We start from the raw sequence: 20,374 nt of genomic DNA, 5'->3' as shown, positions 1-20,374 counted from the left end.
ACACGCCGGACTGATAACCTGTTAAGATTCCGTTTTTCATCTACCTAATGAAGTGATGCCATCTTTTTTACAGCTGACAGCTTGTCGGGGTTACGAACAATGAATATCCGGCTGATCTGACCCTGCTCATTAAACCCAAAAGTTACTGTATTAATAATTTTTCCCTGATGCTTCATTAAAATCCCTTTGACGCCATTTATTGGCACGTGTTGCCACTGCAGCTGTTGCCACCAGCCTTGACGCTGTATTGTACTGAAAAAATCCAGCACCCTTTGACGCCCGGACAATATCCGTAATACGGCCAAAACTTTGCCACCACCATCTGATGTCAACTGCACATCTTCTGCCAATAACCGGGTAAAGTGCTCCAGCTGCTGACCATTCATTGCCTGTTGAAATGCTTCCAGCAGTATTTGCTGCCGTTCAGGAGGCATTTGATAACGGTTGTTGTCCTGACCGATAGCCGCATTGGCTCTGGAAACCAGCTTTCGACAGGTACTTTCACTGGTTGCCAGAATGGCAGCAACATCGGTGTAGGAATGATTAAACACTTCCTTTAACAAATATGCGGCGCGTTGTTTTGGAGTCAATCGTTCCAGCAGCAACAGAAATGCCATGGATAATGAGGAAGCCAACATAACTTCCTCCTCGACAGTATGTTCTTCGGCCGTATAAATGGGTTCAGGTAACCAGGGTCCGACATAGTCGACTCTGCTGTTATGAGGCGCCTTTAGCATATCCATACAGATTCGACTGCATACCGTGGTTAGCCAGGCGATAGGGTTTTCAATATGGTCGATATCCTCACGACACCAGCGTATAAAGGTATCCTGCACTGCATCTTCCGAGTCAGCATAAGAACCCAACATCCGATACGCCAGCCCTTTCAGGCGACTGCGATGCTCCTCAAACAATTGCCCTTTATCCATATCAGTGTCCCGATATCTGCATGCGGTTCCAGAAGTTAATCATGCCGATCACGGCACTGTAAGCACAGATTTCCTGATCAGAGTAATAATGTCTCAAGGTTTCACGCAAAGCAGAGTAATCCGTGTCATCCCGTACGGTTGTCAGGGCTTCCACCCACGCCAATATGGCTTTTTCCGCCTCGCTGAAGTCACCAGTCTGGTTCCAGACAATCAAATGATCGAGACGTTGATTGCTCTCGCCGTCTTTTCTCGCTTCACGGGTGTGCATGTCGACGCAAAAACCACAGCGATTGATTTGCGATGCTCTAAGTACCGCCAGATGCCGCAACGGCGTATCCTGAATATGGTTATCAATGGCCTGTTGTAGCTCGACCATGCGGGCAACAATGTCGGCAATTTCAGTATGATAATGCAAAGGGCGGGAAGTGTTTGATAGATCGTTCATATTCGAATATTTCCTGTGAAAGACACATCATTTGATGTGATGGGTTAGTGTTACCCGAACATGACGAAATAGAATGTCTGATTGTGACATCACAGAATTTTTTTTAAGTAACAGACTTCACTTTCTGCGTCTGGACTTGCCAATAGCGACGCTCAACCAAGCCGCGATGGCTCCAGCCAATGCGCCAAAAAGATGTGCCTCAAACGATACCGAAGGATTGTTTGGTAATACTCCGTAGATCATACCTCCATATAAAAACACCACGATCAGGGCTATGACGATATTGACGAAGCTACGGTTAAATAGCGCCAGCATAATACTCAGACTCCAAAGGCCGAATATCCAGCCACTGGCACCAATGTGAACAGCAGGACGACCAAACAACCAGACCAGTAAACCACTGACGGTAATAATAAAAAAACTGCTCCACAGATACAGTTTGACACCTCGCAATATGCATAATGCACTGAAAATGATGAAACCGATCAGATTGTTACTGAGATGTTGAAAACTGCCATGTAAAAACGGCATGAGATAAATATTTGGAAGACTGTCGAGCACGCGAGGCACAACGCCATATTTTAATAACCGATACCCGGTGGAAGCATTGGCAAAATACATAACCGTCATGATAACAACAGGCCACAAAATTATCTTGAAACAAAGCCAGAAATTTTTCACACCCATTCTGTTCCTATATTTTTTGAATTATTCGTATTTATAACCAGCACCATAAACAGACCGGACAAATTCACGACTTTCATCGAGCACCTGAATTTTTTTTCTTAACTTCTTAATGTGGCTGTCAATGGTACGATCATTGACGATACGGTTATCCTGATACATTAAATTCATTAACTGATCTCGGGAGAGGATTTTTCCTGCTTTCTGCTTTAATGCATTCAACAATTGAAACTCCACCGATGTCAGTTCAATCACCTGCTCTTTATATTTTACGCAATTGGTCTGATCCAGCAGAATGAGATCAACGGCATTATCCACTCCCTGATTTCCCTGGTTAAGTCGATAACGCCTTAATACTGCTTTAACTCTGGCAACCAACTCTCTCGGACTAAATGGTTTACACAGATAATCGTCGGCACCAAGCTCTAGCCCCAGCAGACGGTCTATTTCATCAACTCTTGCTGTTGCCATGATAATTGCCATATTGTCATCTTTTTTTCTTATTTCACGGCATATTTCCATACCATCGAGTCCTGGCAGCATAATATCCAATACAACTAGATCGACTGTATTGGTCTGCAACCATTCTGCTACTTCATCCCCGCGATGCAACAGCGCCACGTTATAACCGGACTGAATCAGATAATCCCGTTCGATTTCCGCCAGCTTAACTTCATCTTCAACAATGAGAATATTCATAATCCGTACTCCGGAAACTGGATCTGTACCCATAAACCACCATACTCCGAGCGTCTGGCCGTAATAATACCATTGTGGGCTGCAACAATATTCTTAACTAAGGATAACCCCAGCCCACTGCCTCCCGTTGCCCGGTTTCGTGAGGAATCGACACGGTATAAACGATCAAAAATATGTTGTAGAGCAGCTTCTGGCACACCGGGCTTCGAATCCATCCAGTCAATTACCACGATATGATTCAACTTACTGATTCTGACCAACAGAGTGCCAGGGTAATCGGTATATTTATTGGTATTGCTGATCAAATTGCGAACCAACTGTGACAGTCTTCTCTCATCACCATTAATCTCATACTGGTCAGCTTGAGCTTGAAGTTCAAGGGAAACACTAATGTCCTCCGCCACGGCTTCCAGATTTTCCTCCAGAACTTCCACTATATTGCAGCGCTGCATGTTATAGGCAAGCGCTCCAGCGTCGGACATCGACAGTTCATGAAGATCATTAATTAAAAACGACAGCCGTATGACTTCTTCTCTCAGGGAAACCAAAGATGCTTCATCGACATCACGCACGCCGTCCATCATCGCTTCGAGTTCAGCTTGTAATAAGGCAACCGGTGTTCGCAATTCATGAGAAATATCAGCCACCCATTTTTGTCTGGCACTGAGATTCTGACTGAGCGTTTTTGCAAGCCGGTTAAAATCCCTCGCCAGCTGCCCCAGTTCATCACTACGATTCGTATTCAGGGATATATCGAAGTGACCGTCTGCCAGCGTCCTTATTGCCTTTTGAACATCCTCAATCGGCTTTAGTAATCGATTTGCAAACGGCACCGCAAACAGGAGGGAAACCAACCCGGCAGCCAGTAGAATCCAGAGTGTCTGAGCATTTCGTTGTTTAATGAACAACAAATCCAAGTCATCGCTGATGGCGTTGTGTTGGATGGCCCCAAGATAGCCTAAAACTTTGTCATCATTTCTAATTGGCAACCATACGATCTTGCTACCATCATTGGGTTGCAGTCCGTGCAGTGTGTGTTTGTCAGAATCGGTCAGTATCAGGCGCCGGGACAAATCCTGCGGCGGTTTGAGGTTACCAGGCATCGATCCTGGATTAAACGGGCGTTCAATGTCCCAGTGCCTTGGTCCCCGTGGCGTTTCATTCCCAGGTAGAACATTTCGTTCATAGTTATCAAAAACGAGGGCAGAACGTACAAAATTTTTCCAGGCTTCGTCGGATGCGATCAATTCATGCCAATCTCCATCCCTTAGAAAATGTTCCCTCAAGTTTGTGATAACTGGAGCCAGATGCCTGTTCTCAATACGATTTAAGTAGCTCAGAAAGCTATGATTCAAAGACCACCAGTTTGCCAACAGGAAAGCACCAGCCAATACCAGATTAGCTGCCAGAATGGTTAAAAAGACTTTCTTGCGAATACCAACGCTCATCATCAGAGGAAAAACTCAGTTTTATTTTGTTAGCATATGGCATTTTTAAGGCTGTTTGGTGCACAAAATAAGGATTTTGCCACCAAAGTATCATAATAACTGACCGAACAGCCTAAAATCATAGGGAGTTTGGAAGAATGCTGAGTATTATTCAGAAGTCAGGCAACCAGACACATTACGAATGGATCAAAACAACGACAGGTTAAAAGGTTCAGGCAATCAAACAGTTAGGTGGGGAAGGCTACTGATGTCAAATCAATAGCCTGTTTGCAAATCAGAAAATAAATTTTGACATTACATCAATCAATTTCGGAGATAAAACTTTCTTTTGGCCGCCGAACCTTTTTCAGATTAACCAACCAATCATTATCGGAGTCTCGATATCCCAACGGCATAATCGCGACAGATCTCAGGTGACGTTCTTTAAGGTTTAGAATTTCATCGAGCATGGCAGGATCGAAACCTTCCATCGGTGTAGAATCGACACCTTCAAATGCAGCAGCTGTCAACGCTAGACCAAGACCAATATAAGCCTGACGCGCGGCATGTTCAAAGTTCTCTTCTGGATCCCTTGGAGGATAACCAGCTAATAGTTTCTGGCGGTAAGCCTCCCATCCTTCGTTCGTGAAACCACGTTCTTCATTAACCAGATCAAACATCATGTTGATGCGTTCTTCGGTGTAATTATCCCAGGCCGCAAATACCACCAGGTGAGAACAATCCGTTACCTGGCTCTGATCCCAGGCAATTGCTCTGATTTTTTCTTTGATCTCTTTGTTCTTGATTACAATGACTTCAAATGGCTGCAAGCCGCTGGAAGTTGGGGCAAGGCGTACTGCTTCCAGTATGTTATCAACCTTTTCCTGTGGAACCGGTTTGCTCGGGTCCATTTTTTTGGTGGCATAGCGCCAATTGAGCTTCTCAAACAGCATGGATTCTACTCCTGTGGAAATGAAAGAACATTGTTCACCGTATATGCGTGGTCAGCGCTTATTACCGTGACTACCGGTGCGACTATATTGGTGGATTTTGTCAGTTTTCAAGCCAATAGAGACAGAATTTCTCTGCCCAACCAATACACAACAATTGTGCACGGAACTTAACATGACAAATGATGGGGATTTAGTAGTTGGCAGAATAAATAACAATCCAAAACACACGGATATAAAACCAAAGAAAACGCTAATGGAAAAGGCTACGGCTAACAACATGATATATGCGATAGCCAATTTAAAGATATGAACTTGGTTGAACTTTATTTATAAATAGAATAATTAATTTACTAAAAGGCAAAAATGATACATTTTTATTTTTGGAATACTTTCTGATCAATATATTTAAAACCAATAAATTTATCATGAAAACAAAATAGAACTATTCATAAAAACCACCAGGGGCCCTGGCTTAAAGTCTGTAGACGTTTTGTACTGATAAGCTCATAGAACGTATCATTCTGGTTAATGGGTTTAATTGACTTTTCTATTTACCAATACAAAAACTCGAAAAAATCCTGCCAAGCAAATCATCGCTGCTGAATGCACCGGTAATTTCACCCAAGGCATTTTGGGCATCACGAAGGTCCTCAGCAAGTAGTTCTCCAGCACCGGAATCCAACAGTTGGTAGCGCCCATTTGCAAGACTTGTACGGGCACGTTCGAGTGCATCAAGATGACGACGACGGGCCATAAATGAACCTTCATTACCAGCATCATAGCCCATGATAGTCTTAAGATGAGTTCTTAAGGCTTCAATACCAGACTGGGTTTTGGCGGAAATACGAATCACAGCAGTATTACCGTTACTTTCCAGTCCCGGAATTTCGTTGCTCAGATCGCATTTATTGCGGACCACTGTTACCCGTTCGTTTTTGGGCAATCGATCAATGAAGTCCGGCCAGATTTTCATAGGCTCTGTTTCCGGGGTTTCGGTGGAATCAACCATCAACAACACCAGATCAGCTTCGGTAATTTCCCGCCAGGCTCTTTCAATACCTATTTTTTCGACTTCATCAGGTGCATCACGTAACCCAGCAGTGTCGATAATATGTAGTGGCATCCCGTCAATGTGGATGTGTTCTTTGAGTACGTCGCGAGTGGTGCCGGCAATATCGGTAACGATAGCCCGTTCCTGACCGGCCAGAGCATTCAGCAGGCTCGATTTTCCGGCATTTGGTCGCCCGGCAATGACCACTTTCATGCCATCGCGCATCAACGCGCCGCGATTGGCTTCCGTAAACACTTCATTGAGACGGTTGATGATGTCATCGAGATCACCCGTTACTTTGCCATCCGCTAAGAAATCTATTTCTTCTTCCGGAAAGTCAATCGCCGCTTCAACATAGATGCGTAACTGAATCAGTGCTTCAACCAACACATTAATGCGATTTGAAAACTCTCCCTGCAGGGAACGAAGAGCACTGCGAGCAGCCTGTTCGGAAACCGAATCAATCAGATCCGCAATGGCTTCTGCCTGAGCCAGATCGAGTTTGTCATTCAGAAAAGCCCGCTCGGAGAACTCACCAGGACGTGCCAGTCTGGCACCCAACGCCAGTATCTGTTGCATTACCAAATCCAGAATCACCGGTCCACCGTGCCCCTGAAATTCGTAAACGTCTTCACCGGTAAATGAGTTGGGACCCGGAAACAGTAGGGAGATTCCTTCATCCAGCAATCCCTGCTGATGATCCCGTACAGGGCCATAGTGGGCATAGCGAGGGGTTAGCTCACGACCAGTCAACTGTCGACTGATAGACGCTGCGTGAGGCCCGGAAACGCGAATGATTCCAACACCTGCACGACCTGTGGCCGTTGCGATGGCAACGATAGTGTCACCTTGACTCATAACCGTACTCCAGAAACAACAAAGGCCCTTAACGGGCCTTTAGATTTTCGTGCATTTAGTGATTAACTGGTAGCCTTCTTACTGTCTGCTTTGGCTATCTGATGGTTAATGTACCACTGCTGGGCAATGGTAATCAGGTTATTCACCAACCAATACAGTACCAGACCAGATGGGAACCACAGGAACATGACACCGAACACCAATGGCATCATTTTCATCATTTTAGCCTGCATAGGGTCCATGTTAGCCTGAGTGGTCATCTGCATTTGCAGGAACATGGAACCAGCCATCAAAATTGGCAGAATGAAGTAGGGGTCTTTGAGTGACAGGTCATGGATCCAGAAAATCCACGGCGACTGTCTTAATTCAACGGCTTCCTGAAGTACCCAGTACAGAGCCATGAACACCGGCATCTGAACCACCATGGGCAAACACCCACCTAATGGATTGATTTTCTCTTTCTGATACAGCTTCATGAGTTCCTGACTCATTTTCTGGCGGTCTTCGCCATACTGCTCACGCAGTTCCTGCATCTTTGGAGCAAATTTCTTCATCTTTGCCATGCTGCGATAGCTGGAAGCGGTCAAAGGATAAAACAGACCTTTAATACAGATTGTCAGCAGAATGATCGACCAGCCCCAGTTAATGACCACGGACTGAATTTTTGTCAACAACCAGAAAATTGGCTGAGCTGCCCACCACAACCAACTGTAATCCACGCTGAGCTCAAGATGATCTGCAACCTGACGAAGGTGCTGCTGAATCTTTGGACCTGAATAGATGCTGGCAGTCAGTTCACCTGTTGCTCCCGGTGCCACAGACACGGTTGGGCCGGTAAAACCACCACGGTAACGATTATCGGAAGTCTTGTTAAAGTAGTAAGTATTGGAATCCTGCTTGCCGGGAATCCATGCTGTCAGAAAATAATGCTGCAGGAAGGCAACCCAACCACCCTCATTTTTCAAATGTGCAACACCATCATCAATATCACCGAACTTCACTTTTTCATAACGGGTATCCGGGGTTGTCCATGCAAACGCCAGCACCGAAGAGAAGCTCATTCCTTTGGAAGCACTTGGATCAGCGCTTTTATCGCGGTTAATCTCACCGTAAAAAGAACCTTCCCATGGTTTATCGGAATTGTTGGTCAGGCGATAGGAAACATCAAACAGGTAGTCACCCTTGCGAAAGTGGAAGATTTTATCGTAGGTGATGTCATTGGCGGTATACGACAATACAACATCGAGGGATTCCCCTGTCATGGTGTAATTGCTGGAAGATGACGTAAATTCACCACGACCTTCAGAGTGTGTTCCTAAGAACAAGCCACTTTTAACCACAAATTTCCGGGTTGAATCATCTTCGAGCAAAATAAATGGAACATCCGGAGTTTCCAGCGATTGTGGATATTTAGGCAACGCCAGATATTCAATATCGCCACCATTGAGATCAATATTAAGCTCCAGAACATCTGTCTTAACGTGAACATAGCGATTTGAACCAGTACTTTCCGTTGCGGTTGGCTGCACAGACGTACTTTGCCCGACAGGAGGTACTTCATCAGCATCGGTGGTCGAGTTCATGGTACTGCCGGGTGCATCAGGGACTGATGAGGGCAGCTGAGACTGTTGCTGAGGAGCTGTATTGATCGTTTGGCCGTAGTCTGTATTCCAGGCCTGTAGCAACAAATAAGAAACTACAGCGAGAGCAACATACAGAGCATAACGTCTGACATTTTCCATTCGATTTAAAAACCTATTTTCGGTGGGCAAAAAAGTGGGCGTAATCCTACCTTCTGGGGCTTATTTTTACCACTGTTGAGACAGGGTTAAGCAGCCGATTCCTGAAGCCGTCGATCGAGCTTCTTGAACATCTTACGGGTGATATTATGAATTGCTTTTCGATCGAGTTTATCAGCGCCTTTACGGGCCAGTACTACAATATCGATTGATTTAGGAGAGTGAGGTTTTAATCGGAATTCTTCGCGAATAATGCGTTTGATTAAATTTCGGTTAACAGCGCGTTTGACATTCTTTTTGGCAATAATAAAACCCAGACGATTGGCAGGAAGGTCATTTGTTCTGGCTAGAAAAAGGAGTTCTGGGCAGGCTGCTCGAGATTGGGTGAGATCGAAGACCCTACGAAAATCCTTGGCTGTCAGAAGACGTTGCTGTCGGGTAAATTCGTAGGATCCCATATCGGCTATCAGCTGAATGAATCAGGCAGATAAAACCTTACGACCCTTGGCACGACGACGGGCCAAGATTTGACGACCATTGGCAGTAGCCATACGAGCACGGAAACCGTGAGTACGCTTACGCTTCAGATTGCTAGGTTGAAATGTTCTTTTCATCACTATCCACCGAGTACTTAGATGTAGGACTGTAGCCCTGAATTAGGACGGCGGATTCTATAGAGTTTTCCGGTGGGTTACAACGTCCATTTGAGGATGGTTTTTAGGTAGTTCGCGTATGAGAAATCTAAAAAAGTATTTAGATATATTGTTTATATTTTTTTTTGTTTTTTATGATTGTTATAGTAATTAGCAACCGCCGTTTGTGTTGATAAGTTAAAAAAATCCAATAAAAACAATGATTTATATAAAATTAAAGTCTGTTGATTACAGTTGGGTATCTTGCTGAAAACCTTGAATAAGGTGGGTATAAAATGGGTATTTATCCACAGAAAAGTTATCCAGATGTTTGCACTCAGGTTTTCCAGCGTTTTGTACCTGTATTTATCCACATGGTATTGTTTTTTTTTGGTATTCATTGGATAACATTGAGGAAAACTATTAAATAAATTTTTTAAACCATTAAAAAATAAGGGAAAAAATATTTTTTGAAATTGTGGATATCTTTTGGCTTTCGATGTGGATAATTATTGCGCTGAACACTAAAATAGATGTTCTTGCTTCTGAAGTGTTTCAAAATATTCCTTTTTGTTCGGTTTTTAAGCATCCATTTATGGTTTTGTAGCAGGACTGATAGTGTCTGAGACTGTTTGGCAACAATGTTTAAATGAGCTGGAGATAGAAATACCCAGTCAGCAGTTTAATACCTGGATTAGACCATTACAGGTCGTTGAGAATGATCAGGAAGTTATTCTGAGTGCTCCCAATCGGTTTGTGATGGATTGGGTGAAAGAAAAGTATCTTGATCAGATCATGGCCATCCTTAGTGGATTGGGAAGATCAGATATAAAGGTGGTTATTGGTCAGAGAAAAGAAGCGGCCATGACCAGTTTTAACTCACCGGCCAGTGGTTATATGCGATCAGGAGCCCCTGTTTCGACTGATAATAGTAAAGCTCAGTATTACCCTGAATCATCAGCCTCTCAGTCTACCCGTGTTATCGATATTGGTAACAATGAAACCTCTGCCTCCAGGGAGTATTCTCCTGCTTCTCATTCACTGGAAGATAGTGCTGCACCGCTGGAGAACTATCTGAGTCCTCACTACACCTTTGAGTATTTCGTTGAGGGTAAGTCCAATCAGTTGGCGTTGGCCGCAGCACAACAGGTAGCTGAGAATGCTGGTGGTGCATACAACCCACTGTTTATATATGGCGGGGTGGGACTTGGAAAGACTCACCTTATGCAGGCTGTTGGGCATAGTATTTTAAGAAAAAACCCTAATGCGAGGGTGATGTATTTGCCTTCTGAGACCTTTGTTCAGGATATGGTTAAGGCACTACAGAGAAATGCGATTAATGAATTTAAGCGTTTTTATCGCAGTTTGGATGCACTTTTGATTGACGACATACAGTTTTTTGCTGGTAAGGATCGTTCTCAGGAGGAATTTTTCCATACATTTAATGCGTTGCTTGAGGGGAATCAGCAGGTTATTTTAACTTGCGATCGCTTCCATAAAGAAATTACTGGAGTGGAAGACAGACTAAAAAGTCGCTTCAGCTGGGGATTGACCGTTCAGGTCGAGCCGCCTGATTTGGAGACGCGAGTTGCCATCCTGATGAAAAAAGCAGATGAAACCGGTATTCATTTGCCACAGGATGCGGGATTTTTTATCGCTCAATTGGTCCGTTCAAATGTCAGGGAGCTTGAAGGGGCGTTAAAACGAGTCGTTGCCAATGCCCATTTCACGGGTGCTCAAATTTCTGTCCAATTAGTCAAAGATTCCCTACGTGACTTGCTGGATCTGCAAAAGAAACAAGTCAGCATAGAAAACATTCAGCGCACGGTATCTGAGTATTTTAAAATCAAAGTTGGTGATTTGAATTCCAAGCGTCGATCCAGAAGTGTGGCAAGACCCCGGCAGATAGCGATGGCTCTGGCAAAGGAACTGACGAACCATAGTTTGCCCGAAATTGGTGATGCTTTTGGCGGTCGGGACCATACAACCGTGTTGCATGCGTGCCGTAAAATAAAGGACTTGCGTGAGAAAGATTTGGATATCAGAGAGGACTACGACAACCTTCTAAGGACTCTGACAACCTGATAAAATTCAGCATATTCGGCGGCCCTTTTCAATTAATAAGATTTTTACCCAATAAGTGAGAAATAGGATGATTAAATTTTCGGTGCCAAGGGATGCTTTGATCAGACCTTTGCAACTTGTTTCCGGTGTCGTTGAGCGTCGGCAAACTTTACCTGTTTTATCGAATTTGTTGGTGGTTTTGGAAAATAATCAGATTTCATTAACCGGAACAGATTTAGAAGTCGAACTTATTGGCAGGTTATCTATCGATGGGCCGGCTTCTGATGGTGAAGTGACAATTCCAGCCAAAAAATTGATGGATATTGTTAAGTCACTACCAGATGACGCAATGATTACGTTTTCAACCGATGAAAGTCGGGTCATCGTTACCAGTGGTAGAAGTCGTTTTACTTTGTCCACACTACCGGCTTCAGAATTTCCGAATGTTGAAGATGAACAAGACAATCTGACCTTTGGCGTTGATCAGCAGGTATTGAAAGGGCTTATCGATGCAACGTCGTTCGCGATGGCTCAGCAGGACGTTCGTTACTATTTAAACGGTATGCTGCTTGAGATATATCAGGGCCATATGCGAACTGTCGCTACCGATGGCCACCGGCTGGCGATGAGCTCTGTGGAAATGGATGTGGTTACGGAAGGTCGCCGGCAGGTCATTATTCCTCGCAAAGGGATACTGGAATTAGCCCGACTATTGGGCGAGGGAACTGGTGAAGTACAGGTTTCTATTGGCAGCAATCATGTTCGGGTAAAAACGCCAGGCTTTACCTTCACCTCAAAGTTGGTCGACGGGAAGTTTCCTGACTATGAGCGGGTGTTACCAAAAGGTGGTGATAAAGTTATTGTTGCAGAACGGGCAGAGTGCAAATCCATATTTGGACGGGCTGCTATTTTATCTAACGAGAAATATCGTGGTGTCAGGATCATTTTACACGATGGTAACCTTCAGGTTCTGGCCAATAATCCGGAGCAGGAAGAAGCCGAAGAAAATATGGCAGTGGACTACGACGGCGAAAGACTGGAACTAGGGTTTAACGTGAATTATTTGTTGGATGTTTTCAATGTTATCAATGGTGATCAGGTTCAAATGATTATGTCTGATCCTAATAGTAGTACATTGATTCATGATGCAGAGAACAAAGGCTCCCTTTACGTTGTGATGCCCATGCGGCTCTGATGAACATAATTAGATAGTGACTATACACAGGCTTCATATTCAGGGAGTTCGTAATATATCCGATGCCAGATTGGAGCCTGCCTATTTTGTAAACGTTGTTTTCGGCGATAACGGCTCCGGAAAGACATCAGTATTGGAATCCATCCATATACTGACTCATGGGCGCTCCTTTCGATCTACCTCCTCAAAAAACAGTACTCTTATTCAGCAAGGCCAGCACGCCTTAACCGTATACGGTGAAATCGGTGAAATTCACAGCCATGTCGGCGTGTCCAAGGCCATAGACGGTGTAAACCAAATAAAGATAGCCGGTGAGAAAGTAACCGCCGTTTCAGAACTTGCCAAGCTATCTCCAGTACAAGTCATTGATGCACAGGCATTTGACTTATTGACAGGTTCTCCCGCCGTCAGAAGACAGTTTCTCGATTGGGGTGTGTTTCACGTGGAACACGGGTTTTTGAATGTGTGGCAACGTGTGCAGAAAGCGCTTAAAAATCGGAATAGTTTGCTGCGTTCTGGTAAAATAGCCGACCCGATTCAGATGTCCGCCTGGACCAGAGAATTTGCATCCGCAGCTGAAACATTGGATGAGTATAGACAACAGTATCTGGAAAGATTCAAACAGCAGTTTGTAGAAATATTGGCGAAGTTAACTGATCTGGACAATTTTTCCCTTTCTTATCATAGGGGATGGGATAAAAGCCGAAGCCTTTTGGATGTCCTTACTGCATCAGAGGATGTAGATATAAAAACAGGCTTTACCCATAGCGGACCCCAGAGAGCCGATATTCGTATTAGATTAGGTAAACACAACGCTGCGGATATTCTTTCGCGAGGCCAGCAAAAACTGGTTGTTATTGCTATGAAGCTTGCGCAGGGAGCGCATTTGCAAATATTTAAAGAACATAAGCGCTGTATTTTTCTGTTGGACGATCTACCCGCGGAACTGGACAGCAACCACACCCACAGGGTGTGTAAGATTTTAGAGCAGATGGATGCCCAGGTTTTTTTAACGTGCGTTGAACCGGGTGAACTACTGGAATTTTGGAACAATAAAGACCAAATTAAAATGTTTCACGTGAAACACGGCCAGGTCTCAGGAGAATTAGATGAATAAAGAATATGATTCCTCGAGCATCAAAGTACTAAAAGGGTTGGATGCGGTCAGGAAAAGACCGGGTATGTACATCGGTGATACTGATGATGGTACCGGCTTGCATCATATGGTTTTTGAAGTGGTAGACAACTCTATTGATGAAGCTTTGGCTGGTTATTGTAAGGATATTATTGTCACCATTCATCCAGATGAGTCTATTACGGTTGTCGATGATGGTCGTGGTATTCCCGTTGATATCCACGCTGAAGAGGGGCGTTCTGCTGCAGAAGTCATCATGACCGTACTTCATGCCGGTGGTAAGTTTGATGACAATACCTATAAAGTTTCTGGTGGACTTCATGGAGTAGGGGTATCTGTTGTAAATGCTCTTTCTAAAGAGTTGGTACTGACTGTTCGCAAAAATGGTAAGGTCCATGAGCAAACTTATATACATGGCGTTCCTCAAGAGCCTTTAAAGATAGTGGGGGAAAGCTCTAGTACTGGCACAACAATCCACTTCAAACCTTCTGAACAGACATTTAATAATATTGGGTTTAACTGGGATATTCTTGCCAAAAGACTGCGGGAACTATCATTTCTAAATTCCGGTGTCTCTATTATTCTGAGAGATGAACGAACTGGAAAAGAAGAACAATTCAAATATGAAGGTGGTCTGGAAGCATTTGTTGGCTATTTGAATCAAAACAAACAAACTCTGAATAAAGTATTTCACTTTACCAATGAGCGAGAAGATGGCATCACAGTTGAAGTATCACTGCAATGGAATGACAGCTATCAGGAAAACATTCTTTGTTATACCAATAATATTCCCCAACGAGATGGCGGCACGCACCTTGCCGGCTTTCGCTCTGCTTTAACGCGAACACTGAACAGCTATATTCAGCAGGAAAATATCCTTAAAAAACAAAAAGTTGTGACATCTGGTGATGATGCCCGTGAAGGGTTGGCTGCGATTGTATCGGTGAAGGTTCCTGATCCTAAATTCAGTTCGCAGACCAAGGACAAACTGGTTTCATCTGAAGTAAAAGCAGCTGTAGAACAGGAAATGGGCGAAAGGTTTAACGAATATCTCCTGGAAAACCCGAATGATTCAAAAATCATCGTTGGTAAAATGATTGATGCTGCCAGAGCAAGGGAGGCAGCGAGAAAAGCCAGGGACATGACCCGTCGTAAAGGTGCGTTGGATATCGCCGGTTTACCGGGAAAACTTGCAGACTGTCAGGAAAAAGATCCCGCTCTTTCCGAATTATATCTTGTGGAGGGTGATTCCGCTGGTGGTTCGGCGAAACAGGGCCGTGACCGTAAGACTCAGGCTATTCTGCCGCTCAAAGGTAAAATTCTAAACGTGGAAAAAGCCCGTTTTGATAAAATGCTTCAGTCGGCAGAAGTAGGGACACTGATTACCGCATTAGGCTGTGGTATTGGTCGAGATGAATATGACATAAGTAAACTCAGATATCATCAAATCATCATTATGACGGATGCTGATGTTGACGGTTCGCACATCAGAACATTATTACTTACTTTCTTCTTCCGTCAGTTACCGGAAATCATAGAAAATGGTCACGTTTATATTGCGTTACCACCGCTATATAAAATTAAGAAAGGGAAAACCGAGCATTACATGAAAGATGATCATGCTCTGGATACTTACATGATCAATCAGGCGATAACTGACGCAGAGTTTTATGTTAATCCGGATGCGCCGCCAATCCGGGAAACTGCGCTGGAAAATTTGGTCAATCAGTACAATCTGGTGATGAATATTATTAACCGATTGTCGCGACTTTATCCATCAGAGGTACTGGAAGGCACTATATATATATCCCAGCTGAAAGAAGAGCATCTGACCGATCGTCAGGCTGTTGAGAGCTGGACGTCAGAACTACAGAGTTGGTTGGAAGAAGAAGCGGCAACAAATTCCATGCATTTCAAATGTGGTGTGAAAGAAGATACAGAACGCCACATATTCCTACCCGTTGTCAGCGTTCATGCTCATGGGCTGAGTTCAGACCATCCAATGTCTCGCGGATTCCTGACCGGTCATGATTATGAAGAAATCTGCAAATTAGGTAATGCGATTAACAAACTGATAGAGCCTGGTGCCTATATTAAACGAGGCGAAAAGACCCAACAGGTAGAATCATTTAAACAGCTTCTTGAATGGTTAATGAAAGAAGCCAAGAGAGGTTATACGATCCAGCGCTACAAAGGTCTTGGAGAAATGAATCCGGATCAACTATGGGAGACAACCATGGATCCGCAGACTCGCAGGATGATGCAGGTTAATATCAAAGATGCCATTGCCGCTGATCAGATATTTAACACTCTGATGGGGGATGACGTTGAGCCTCGTAGAGCGTTTATTGAAGCCAATGCTCTGGATGTCGAGAACCTGGATTTTTAAACTGTTTAAGTTTGAAAGTTTCCCCAGAAGAAAAAGAAAGCGGCCTTATGGCTGCTTTTTTCTATGTAAATAAGAAGCTGAATGGCGATTTGTATGGCTTCGAGCAAACTACTCATATTGTTGAGCGAAACGACTTTAGCCTATCCTATATTGCTTTTCTGTTTGCTTGTGATGTCAGTATTCCATTGTTCTTTTTATATTCTTGAAGGACTTTATTTGTGGTGAAAATAGTAAAGAGTAATCTGGCTTTCTTTCTGAAGATCAGTGTATTCAGTATCGTCTTTGTTTCGTTGATAATCACCCGCAATGCGATGATGGCAACAACCCCCGATACTCACCTCGGCCAGATCTACTATCCTCTGGCGGTCACCGGTCAGGCATATATGCTACACCTGGTGCTGCTCATCATATTTACTGTAATTTCATGGTTGCCCACGCGGTTGTTCAAAGGTCTTTTGGTTATCATATTAACCTCTCTGAATTTCACCTTGTTGCTTGATAGTCAGGTGTTTCAGTTATACCGCTTTCATCTCGACATGTTCTTTATCAAGATGTTCTTCATTGATATGGACGGATTGGGTGTTTCATATGGAACAGTCGGTCTCGGAGTGGGCGCGTTGTTAGTGACCCTGCTACTGTTTACTGCTTTAGCTCAGTATGCCCCCAGGTTTATTTCAAATGGTAAGACGGCAGCGTTCTGGAGCCTATTGTTTGTCAGTACCTTGATAGGACAATGTATTCATGCCTGGGCCTATGCTCATAGCATGAGAGAGGTTGTTTCCTTTTCTCAGGTTATTCCGTGGTATCAACCGTTAATTGCTAATGATGACATTCAAAAATGGGGGTTACTTGATGAATCCCTGCGTCAGGATAATTTGAATATTTCTGTTAAGTCCTCTGGGATATTCCACTACCCAAAAACACGTCTTCAATGCCAAGAACATAGCGAAGACTACAATATTGTATATATCGTTATAGAAAGCTGGCGCTTTGATCAATTAAAGCCGGAAATTGTTCCTAATATCTATCAGATAGGTAAAGAATCTTTGATGTTTACCCATCACCTGAGTGGTGGAAACGTGACTGATAAAGGCCTATTTAGTTTGATGTATGGCACATCGGCAATTTACTGGGAGGATGCTTTAGGAGCTGGCTCGGAACCTGCGTTGGTCAGTGCGTTGAAGCAAAAGGATTATCAGTTTTATATTCTGGCCAACCAGAATATTGTACGCACCAAAGCCCAGGATCTGTTTTTTAAGGGTATAAAAGCAATACAGAATCATCAGGAAGGCAGTTCAACAGAAGGAGATCAGGGGTTGGGTCCTAAGCTGTTGTCGGCAATAGACAGTCATCCCAAGCAGCCATTTTTTAGTTTCATATTCTTTAATAGTACTCACTACCGATATCTCACTCCTGAAGGGTTTGAAAAGCCGTTTCTTCCAGCAGAGATGATTGACGTTTCAGAAGTGGACAATACGACAGATCCAACACCGTATTTGAATCAATACTTTAATGCCGGTCACTTTATTGACCAGCTTGTCGGACAAATCCGAAACGGACTGGAACAGCGTGATCTGTGGGATAAAACCATTATGGTTATCACGGGAGATCATGGTGAAGAATTCAACGAATCTGGAAAAAACTATTGGGGACATGGCAGTAATTTCAGTCGTTACCAGTTACAGGTTCCACTGGTCGTTCATTGGCCAGGGAAACAGGGAGTAATTGAACATCGAACTACTCATGAGGATATTTCCCCTACACTGGCAATAGAAACAGTTGGTTGTCAAAACACATATGCCGATATATCAACGGGAGCCAGTTTATTCAGTCCTGATAAAAGGACATTGATTGCACAGAGTTATGTGAATACTGCAATTATCGAAAATAGTACCGTTAATGAACTTTATCCCGGTTATATCAAAGTCTACGACTTAAATGATATTAATAAGCATGCAAAATCCCCTGAAGGATTGCTGCAGGCAACGCAGGAAATAAAGTCACACTTTCGTATTCAGAATTGACAGATTGATCACTCCAATGACCGGGATGAAACTCCGGTCATTCGACTGGCTTGGTTTTTAACCACGGAGACTAGATTAGTAAAAACAGTTTTTGGTCATTTGAAAGTTTGCAGACTTTGTTGAATTTCCTCGGGACTGAAAACCTGAAAACTGTGCATGCCAAGAGACTTTGCTGCTTCGACATTAATGAGACCATCATCGAAAAAACATACCTCACCAGGCTCTACTGCCATGTGCTCCAAGGCCCGCAGATAGATCTCCGGGTCTGGCTTCATGCACCCCATTTCAAAAGACAAAAATATGTCATCAAAATGTTCCAATAACCCGTAATTTTCCCGGACTTCTGAAATATGTGGTGGATTGGTATTGGACAACACCGCCAAACGATAGTGTTTTTTTAATTCGGTGAGAATTTCTTTGGCACCGGCCTTTGGACCGGCCAGCATTTGCATAAAGTCTTTCTGTATCTCTTGTTCGTTTTTGGTGATGCTAAACTCTTGTTGAAAATGACTGATAAACTGATTGAAATCCGACTGACCGGTCTCGAAGGCCTTAGCTGCTTTTGAACTGATCCATGCTTGATGAAGTTGTTCAAAAGGTACGTCACGTTGTAACAACGCTGACACGTTTTCTCGCCAGCGGAGGTCGACGAGAACACCGCCTAAATCTATTAACAGAGTTGTGATTTTCATAATATACCTTATAACTAGACTTGGTTATTCGCGTTTATAAATTTATCCAGAAAGATCGTGTTGTTTAAGCCTCAAGGCTTGAACCGCATACTTCTTTTCTCTAATCAAAAAGGAAACCAGTCATGGCTATCAACATAGGTGACCAACTACCAGAAGCTACTTTTCACGTCCTTGAAAATGAGGGGATGAAAGAATATACCACTCAGGATGTGTTTTCCGGTAAAACAGTTGCACTATTTGCTGTACCCGGTGCTTATACCCCAACTTGCAGTGCAGCCCATGTTCCGAGCTATGTCGTTAACTTTGACCGTTTAAAAGAAAAAGGTGTCGATACTGTTGCTTGTGTGTCAGTGAATGATGCATTTGTTATGAAACACTGGAAAGAAACTCAGAACGCCGAAAAATTGTTGATGCTTGCGGATGGTTCGGCATCTTTTACCAAAGCAATAGGCCTGGAACTCGACTTGACTAGCCGTGGTATGGGGATGCGTTCGCAACGTTATTCAATGCTGGTGAAAGATGGGGTAGTGACGCAATTGAATATCGATGACCCCGGTCAGTATGAAATCAGCGATGCTGAAACTCTGTTGAACCAGCTTTAAAGGCTGGCTCTTAGTTTATCAATAACACTGTTGGTGCCGGTGACCGTTACTTCACGCCATAACTGGAACGACTCGGCGGCTTGTTCTACCAGCATGCCGAGCCCGTCGATACACTGCGCTGCGCCAAGAGACATGGCCCAGGCATTAAATCGGGTATTGCCGGAACCATACATCATGTCATAGCAGACGATGTCTTGGTGGATCAATGTCTCTGGAACGGGCGGAACATTGTCATGCAGACTTGCTGATGTTCCATTGATAATAAGGTCAAAGTGCCCGCTCAGGGCTTCATAAGGGCTGCTGTCAATGTTGCCATACTCAGAAAACAAATCAGCCAGCAGAGTGGCTTTCTCAACAGTGCGATTGCAGATAACAATTTGCTCAGGGTCTTGTTGTAACACGGGATGTAACACGCCTCTGACTGCTCCACCGGCTCCCAGTACCAGAATCCGTTTACCATTCAGTGAAATTTGATGGTTGGTGGTCAGATCTCTGACCAATCCGGCACCATCGGTGTTATCTGCATACAACTTACCATTGCTCAGTTTTTTTAACGTATTGGCTGCGCCGGCCGTAGCTGCCCGTAAGCTGTGTTCATCTGCCAGATGATAAGCATTTTCTTTAAATGGAACTGTAATATTGGCACCTTTCAGGTCTTGAGAAAACAGCTCGATGAGGGTCCGATCAAATTGATCCGCTTCGACCAGATAGCGGTCATAAACGATATCCTGCCCGCACATTTGCGCAAATTCAGCATGAATAAATGGCGACTTGCTCTGATGCACGGGATTGCCAATGACTAAATAACGATCACTCACTGTAAATTTCTCTTCGTTAATAACGGATTAAGGCCCAT

The 20,374-nt window shown here is 43.8% G+C and carries 18 protein-coding genes; 6 read left to right on the top strand and 12 right to left on the bottom strand.

What is annotated here, in order from left to right:
• Positions 1 to 44: 44 nt before the first annotated feature.
• The 10 genes from sigJ to rpmH form a co-directional block, all read right to left on the bottom strand.
• Positions 45 to 929 carry an RNA polymerase sigma factor SigJ gene (sigJ, locus tag ACQY6I_RS06600; RefSeq protein ID WP_428240677.1) on the bottom strand — a complete coding sequence of 295 codons (885 nt, stop codon included), beginning with the start codon at positions 927 to 929 and terminating at the stop codon, positions 45 to 47.
• Position 930: 1 nt separating this feature from the next.
• Entirely contained in the window at positions 931 to 1,374 is a 444-nt protein-coding gene (locus ACQY6I_RS06595; protein WP_428240676.1) for a carboxymuconolactone decarboxylase family protein, read from the bottom strand.
• A gap of 117 nt (positions 1,375 to 1,491) precedes the next feature.
• Entirely contained in the window at positions 1,492 to 2,004 is a 513-nt protein-coding gene (locus ACQY6I_RS06590; RefSeq protein WP_428240675.1) for a rhomboid family intramembrane serine protease, read from the bottom strand.
• Positions 2,005 to 2,082: 78 nt separating this feature from the next.
• Entirely contained in the window at positions 2,083 to 2,757 is a 675-nt protein-coding gene (locus ACQY6I_RS06585; protein ID WP_428240674.1) for a response regulator, read from the bottom strand.
• The gene (locus ACQY6I_RS06580; protein WP_428240673.1) at positions 2,754 to 4,208 is read right to left on the bottom strand and encodes an ATP-binding protein; all 1,455 of its coding nucleotides are present in this window, start codon (positions 4,206 to 4,208) and stop codon (positions 2,754 to 2,756) included. Before ACQY6I_RS06580 ends, ACQY6I_RS06585 begins: the two co-directional genes overlap by 4 nt.
• A gap of 296 nt (positions 4,209 to 4,504) precedes the next feature.
• The gene (locus ACQY6I_RS06575) at positions 4,505 to 5,137 is read right to left on the bottom strand and encodes an NAD(P)H-dependent oxidoreductase (protein WP_428240672.1); all 633 of its coding nucleotides are present in this window, start codon (positions 5,135 to 5,137) and stop codon (positions 4,505 to 4,507) included.
• A gap of 547 nt (positions 5,138 to 5,684) precedes the next feature.
• A complete protein-coding gene (gene mnmE, locus ACQY6I_RS06570) occupies positions 5,685 to 7,046 on the bottom strand; it encodes a tRNA uridine-5-carboxymethylaminomethyl(34) synthesis GTPase MnmE (protein WP_428240671.1) in 1,362 nt (453 codons plus the stop codon).
• 62 nt (positions 7,047 to 7,108) lie between these two features.
• Positions 7,109 to 8,788, bottom strand: a complete 1,680-nt coding sequence (gene yidC / locus ACQY6I_RS06565) for a membrane protein insertase YidC (RefSeq protein ID WP_428240670.1) — start codon at positions 8,786 to 8,788, stop codon at positions 7,109 to 7,111.
• An 86-nt stretch (positions 8,789 to 8,874) separates the two neighbouring features.
• Positions 8,875 to 9,243, bottom strand: a complete 369-nt coding sequence (rnpA, locus tag ACQY6I_RS06560; RefSeq protein ID WP_428240669.1) for a ribonuclease P protein component — start codon at positions 9,241 to 9,243, stop codon at positions 8,875 to 8,877.
• Between the two features lie 21 nt (positions 9,244 to 9,264).
• Positions 9,265 to 9,399 (bottom strand): 50S ribosomal protein L34, encoded by a 135-nt coding sequence (rpmH, locus tag ACQY6I_RS06555; RefSeq protein WP_428240668.1) that lies wholly within the window; start codon positions 9,397 to 9,399, stop codon positions 9,265 to 9,267.
• 636 nt (positions 9,400 to 10,035) lie between these two features.
• Between rpmH and dnaA the strand changes: the two genes are divergently transcribed.
• The 5 genes from dnaA (at position 10,036) to ACQY6I_RS06530 (ending at position 18,224) form a co-directional block, all read left to right on the top strand.
• Positions 10,036 to 11,502 carry a chromosomal replication initiator protein DnaA gene (gene dnaA, locus ACQY6I_RS06550; protein WP_428240667.1) on the top strand — a complete coding sequence of 489 codons (1,467 nt, stop codon included), beginning with the start codon at positions 10,036 to 10,038 and terminating at the stop codon, positions 11,500 to 11,502.
• Positions 11,503 to 11,572: 70 nt separating this feature from the next.
• Positions 11,573 to 12,676, top strand: coding sequence for a DNA polymerase III subunit beta (gene dnaN / locus ACQY6I_RS06545; RefSeq protein ID WP_428240751.1), 1,104 nt, complete (start codon positions 11,573 to 11,575; stop codon positions 12,674 to 12,676).
• 16 nt (positions 12,677 to 12,692) lie between these two features.
• Positions 12,693 to 13,793, top strand: coding sequence for a DNA replication/repair protein RecF (gene recF / locus ACQY6I_RS06540; protein ID WP_428240666.1), 1,101 nt, complete (start codon positions 12,693 to 12,695; stop codon positions 13,791 to 13,793).
• On the top strand, positions 13,786 to 16,200 hold the full coding sequence (gene gyrB / locus ACQY6I_RS06535) for a DNA topoisomerase (ATP-hydrolyzing) subunit B (RefSeq protein ID WP_428240665.1): 2,415 nt from the start codon (positions 13,786 to 13,788) through the stop codon (positions 16,198 to 16,200). Before recF ends, gyrB begins: the two co-directional genes overlap by 8 nt.
• Positions 16,201 to 16,421: 221 nt before the next feature.
• On the top strand, positions 16,422 to 18,224 hold the full coding sequence (locus ACQY6I_RS06530; protein ID WP_428240664.1) for a sulfatase-like hydrolase/transferase: 1,803 nt from the start codon (positions 16,422 to 16,424) through the stop codon (positions 18,222 to 18,224).
• Between the two features lie 95 nt (positions 18,225 to 18,319).
• Here ACQY6I_RS06530 and ACQY6I_RS06525 read toward each other — a convergent pair whose 3' ends face one another.
• Positions 18,320 to 18,916, bottom strand: a complete 597-nt coding sequence (locus ACQY6I_RS06525; RefSeq protein ID WP_428240663.1) for an HAD family hydrolase — start codon at positions 18,914 to 18,916, stop codon at positions 18,320 to 18,322.
• 122 nt (positions 18,917 to 19,038) lie between these two features.
• On the opposite strand from ACQY6I_RS06525, the gene ACQY6I_RS06520 reads away from it, so the two are divergent.
• Positions 19,039 to 19,518: a peroxiredoxin gene (locus tag ACQY6I_RS06520; RefSeq protein WP_428240662.1), complete on the top strand. Its 480-nt coding sequence runs from the start codon at positions 19,039 to 19,041 to the stop codon at positions 19,516 to 19,518.
• Here the strand turns inward: ACQY6I_RS06520 and aroE are convergent.
• Entirely contained in the window at positions 19,515 to 20,336 is an 822-nt protein-coding gene (aroE, locus tag ACQY6I_RS06515; RefSeq protein ID WP_428240661.1) for a shikimate dehydrogenase, read from the bottom strand. The genes ACQY6I_RS06520 and aroE overlap by 4 nt on opposite strands.
• Positions 20,337 to 20,374: the final 38 nt, after the last annotated feature.

Source organism: Gynuella sp. (genome assembly GCF_050297175.1).
GTDB lineage: Bacteria > Pseudomonadota > Gammaproteobacteria > Pseudomonadales > Natronospirillaceae > Gynuella.
This window is presented reverse-complemented; position numbering and strand designations above follow the sequence as displayed.

Bases quoted from the DNA above. Each gene is read 5' to 3' on its own strand.
- sigJ (WP_428240677.1), bottom strand. From the start codon at position 929: ATGGATAAAGGGCAATTGTTTGAGGAGCATCGCAGTCGCCTGAAAGGG.
- ACQY6I_RS06585 (WP_428240674.1), bottom strand. From the start codon at position 2,757: ATGAATATTCTCATTGTTGAAGATGAAGTTAAGCTGGCGGAAATCGAA.
- ACQY6I_RS06525 (WP_428240663.1), bottom strand. From the start codon at position 18,916: ATGAAAATCACAACTCTGTTAATAGATTTAGGCGGTGTTCTCGTCGAC.
- gyrB (WP_428240665.1), top strand. From the start codon at position 13,786: ATGAATAAAGAATATGATTCCTCGAGCATCAAAGTACTAAAAGGGTTG.
- ACQY6I_RS06580 (WP_428240673.1), bottom strand. From the start codon at position 4,208: ATGATGAGCGTTGGTATTCGCAAGAAAGTCTTTTTAACCATTCTGGCA.
- yidC (WP_428240670.1), bottom strand. From the start codon at position 8,788: ATGGAAAATGTCAGACGTTATGCTCTGTATGTTGCTCTCGCTGTAGTT.
- rpmH (WP_428240668.1), bottom strand. From the start codon at position 9,399: ATGAAAAGAACATTTCAACCTAGCAATCTGAAGCGTAAGCGTACTCAC.
- ACQY6I_RS06590 (WP_428240675.1), bottom strand. From the start codon at position 2,004: ATGACGGTTATGTATTTTGCCAATGCTTCCACCGGGTATCGGTTATTA.
- mnmE (WP_428240671.1), bottom strand. From the start codon at position 7,046: ATGAGTCAAGGTGACACTATCGTTGCCATCGCAACGGCCACAGGTCGT.
- ACQY6I_RS06595 (WP_428240676.1), bottom strand. From the start codon at position 1,374: ATGAACGATCTATCAAACACTTCCCGCCCTTTGCATTATCATACTGAA.
- ACQY6I_RS06575 (WP_428240672.1), bottom strand. From the start codon at position 5,137: ATGCTGTTTGAGAAGCTCAATTGGCGCTATGCCACCAAAAAAATGGAC.
- ACQY6I_RS06520 (WP_428240662.1), top strand. From the start codon at position 19,039: ATGGCTATCAACATAGGTGACCAACTACCAGAAGCTACTTTTCACGTC.
- rnpA (WP_428240669.1), bottom strand. From the start codon at position 9,243: ATGGGATCCTACGAATTTACCCGACAGCAACGTCTTCTGACAGCCAAG.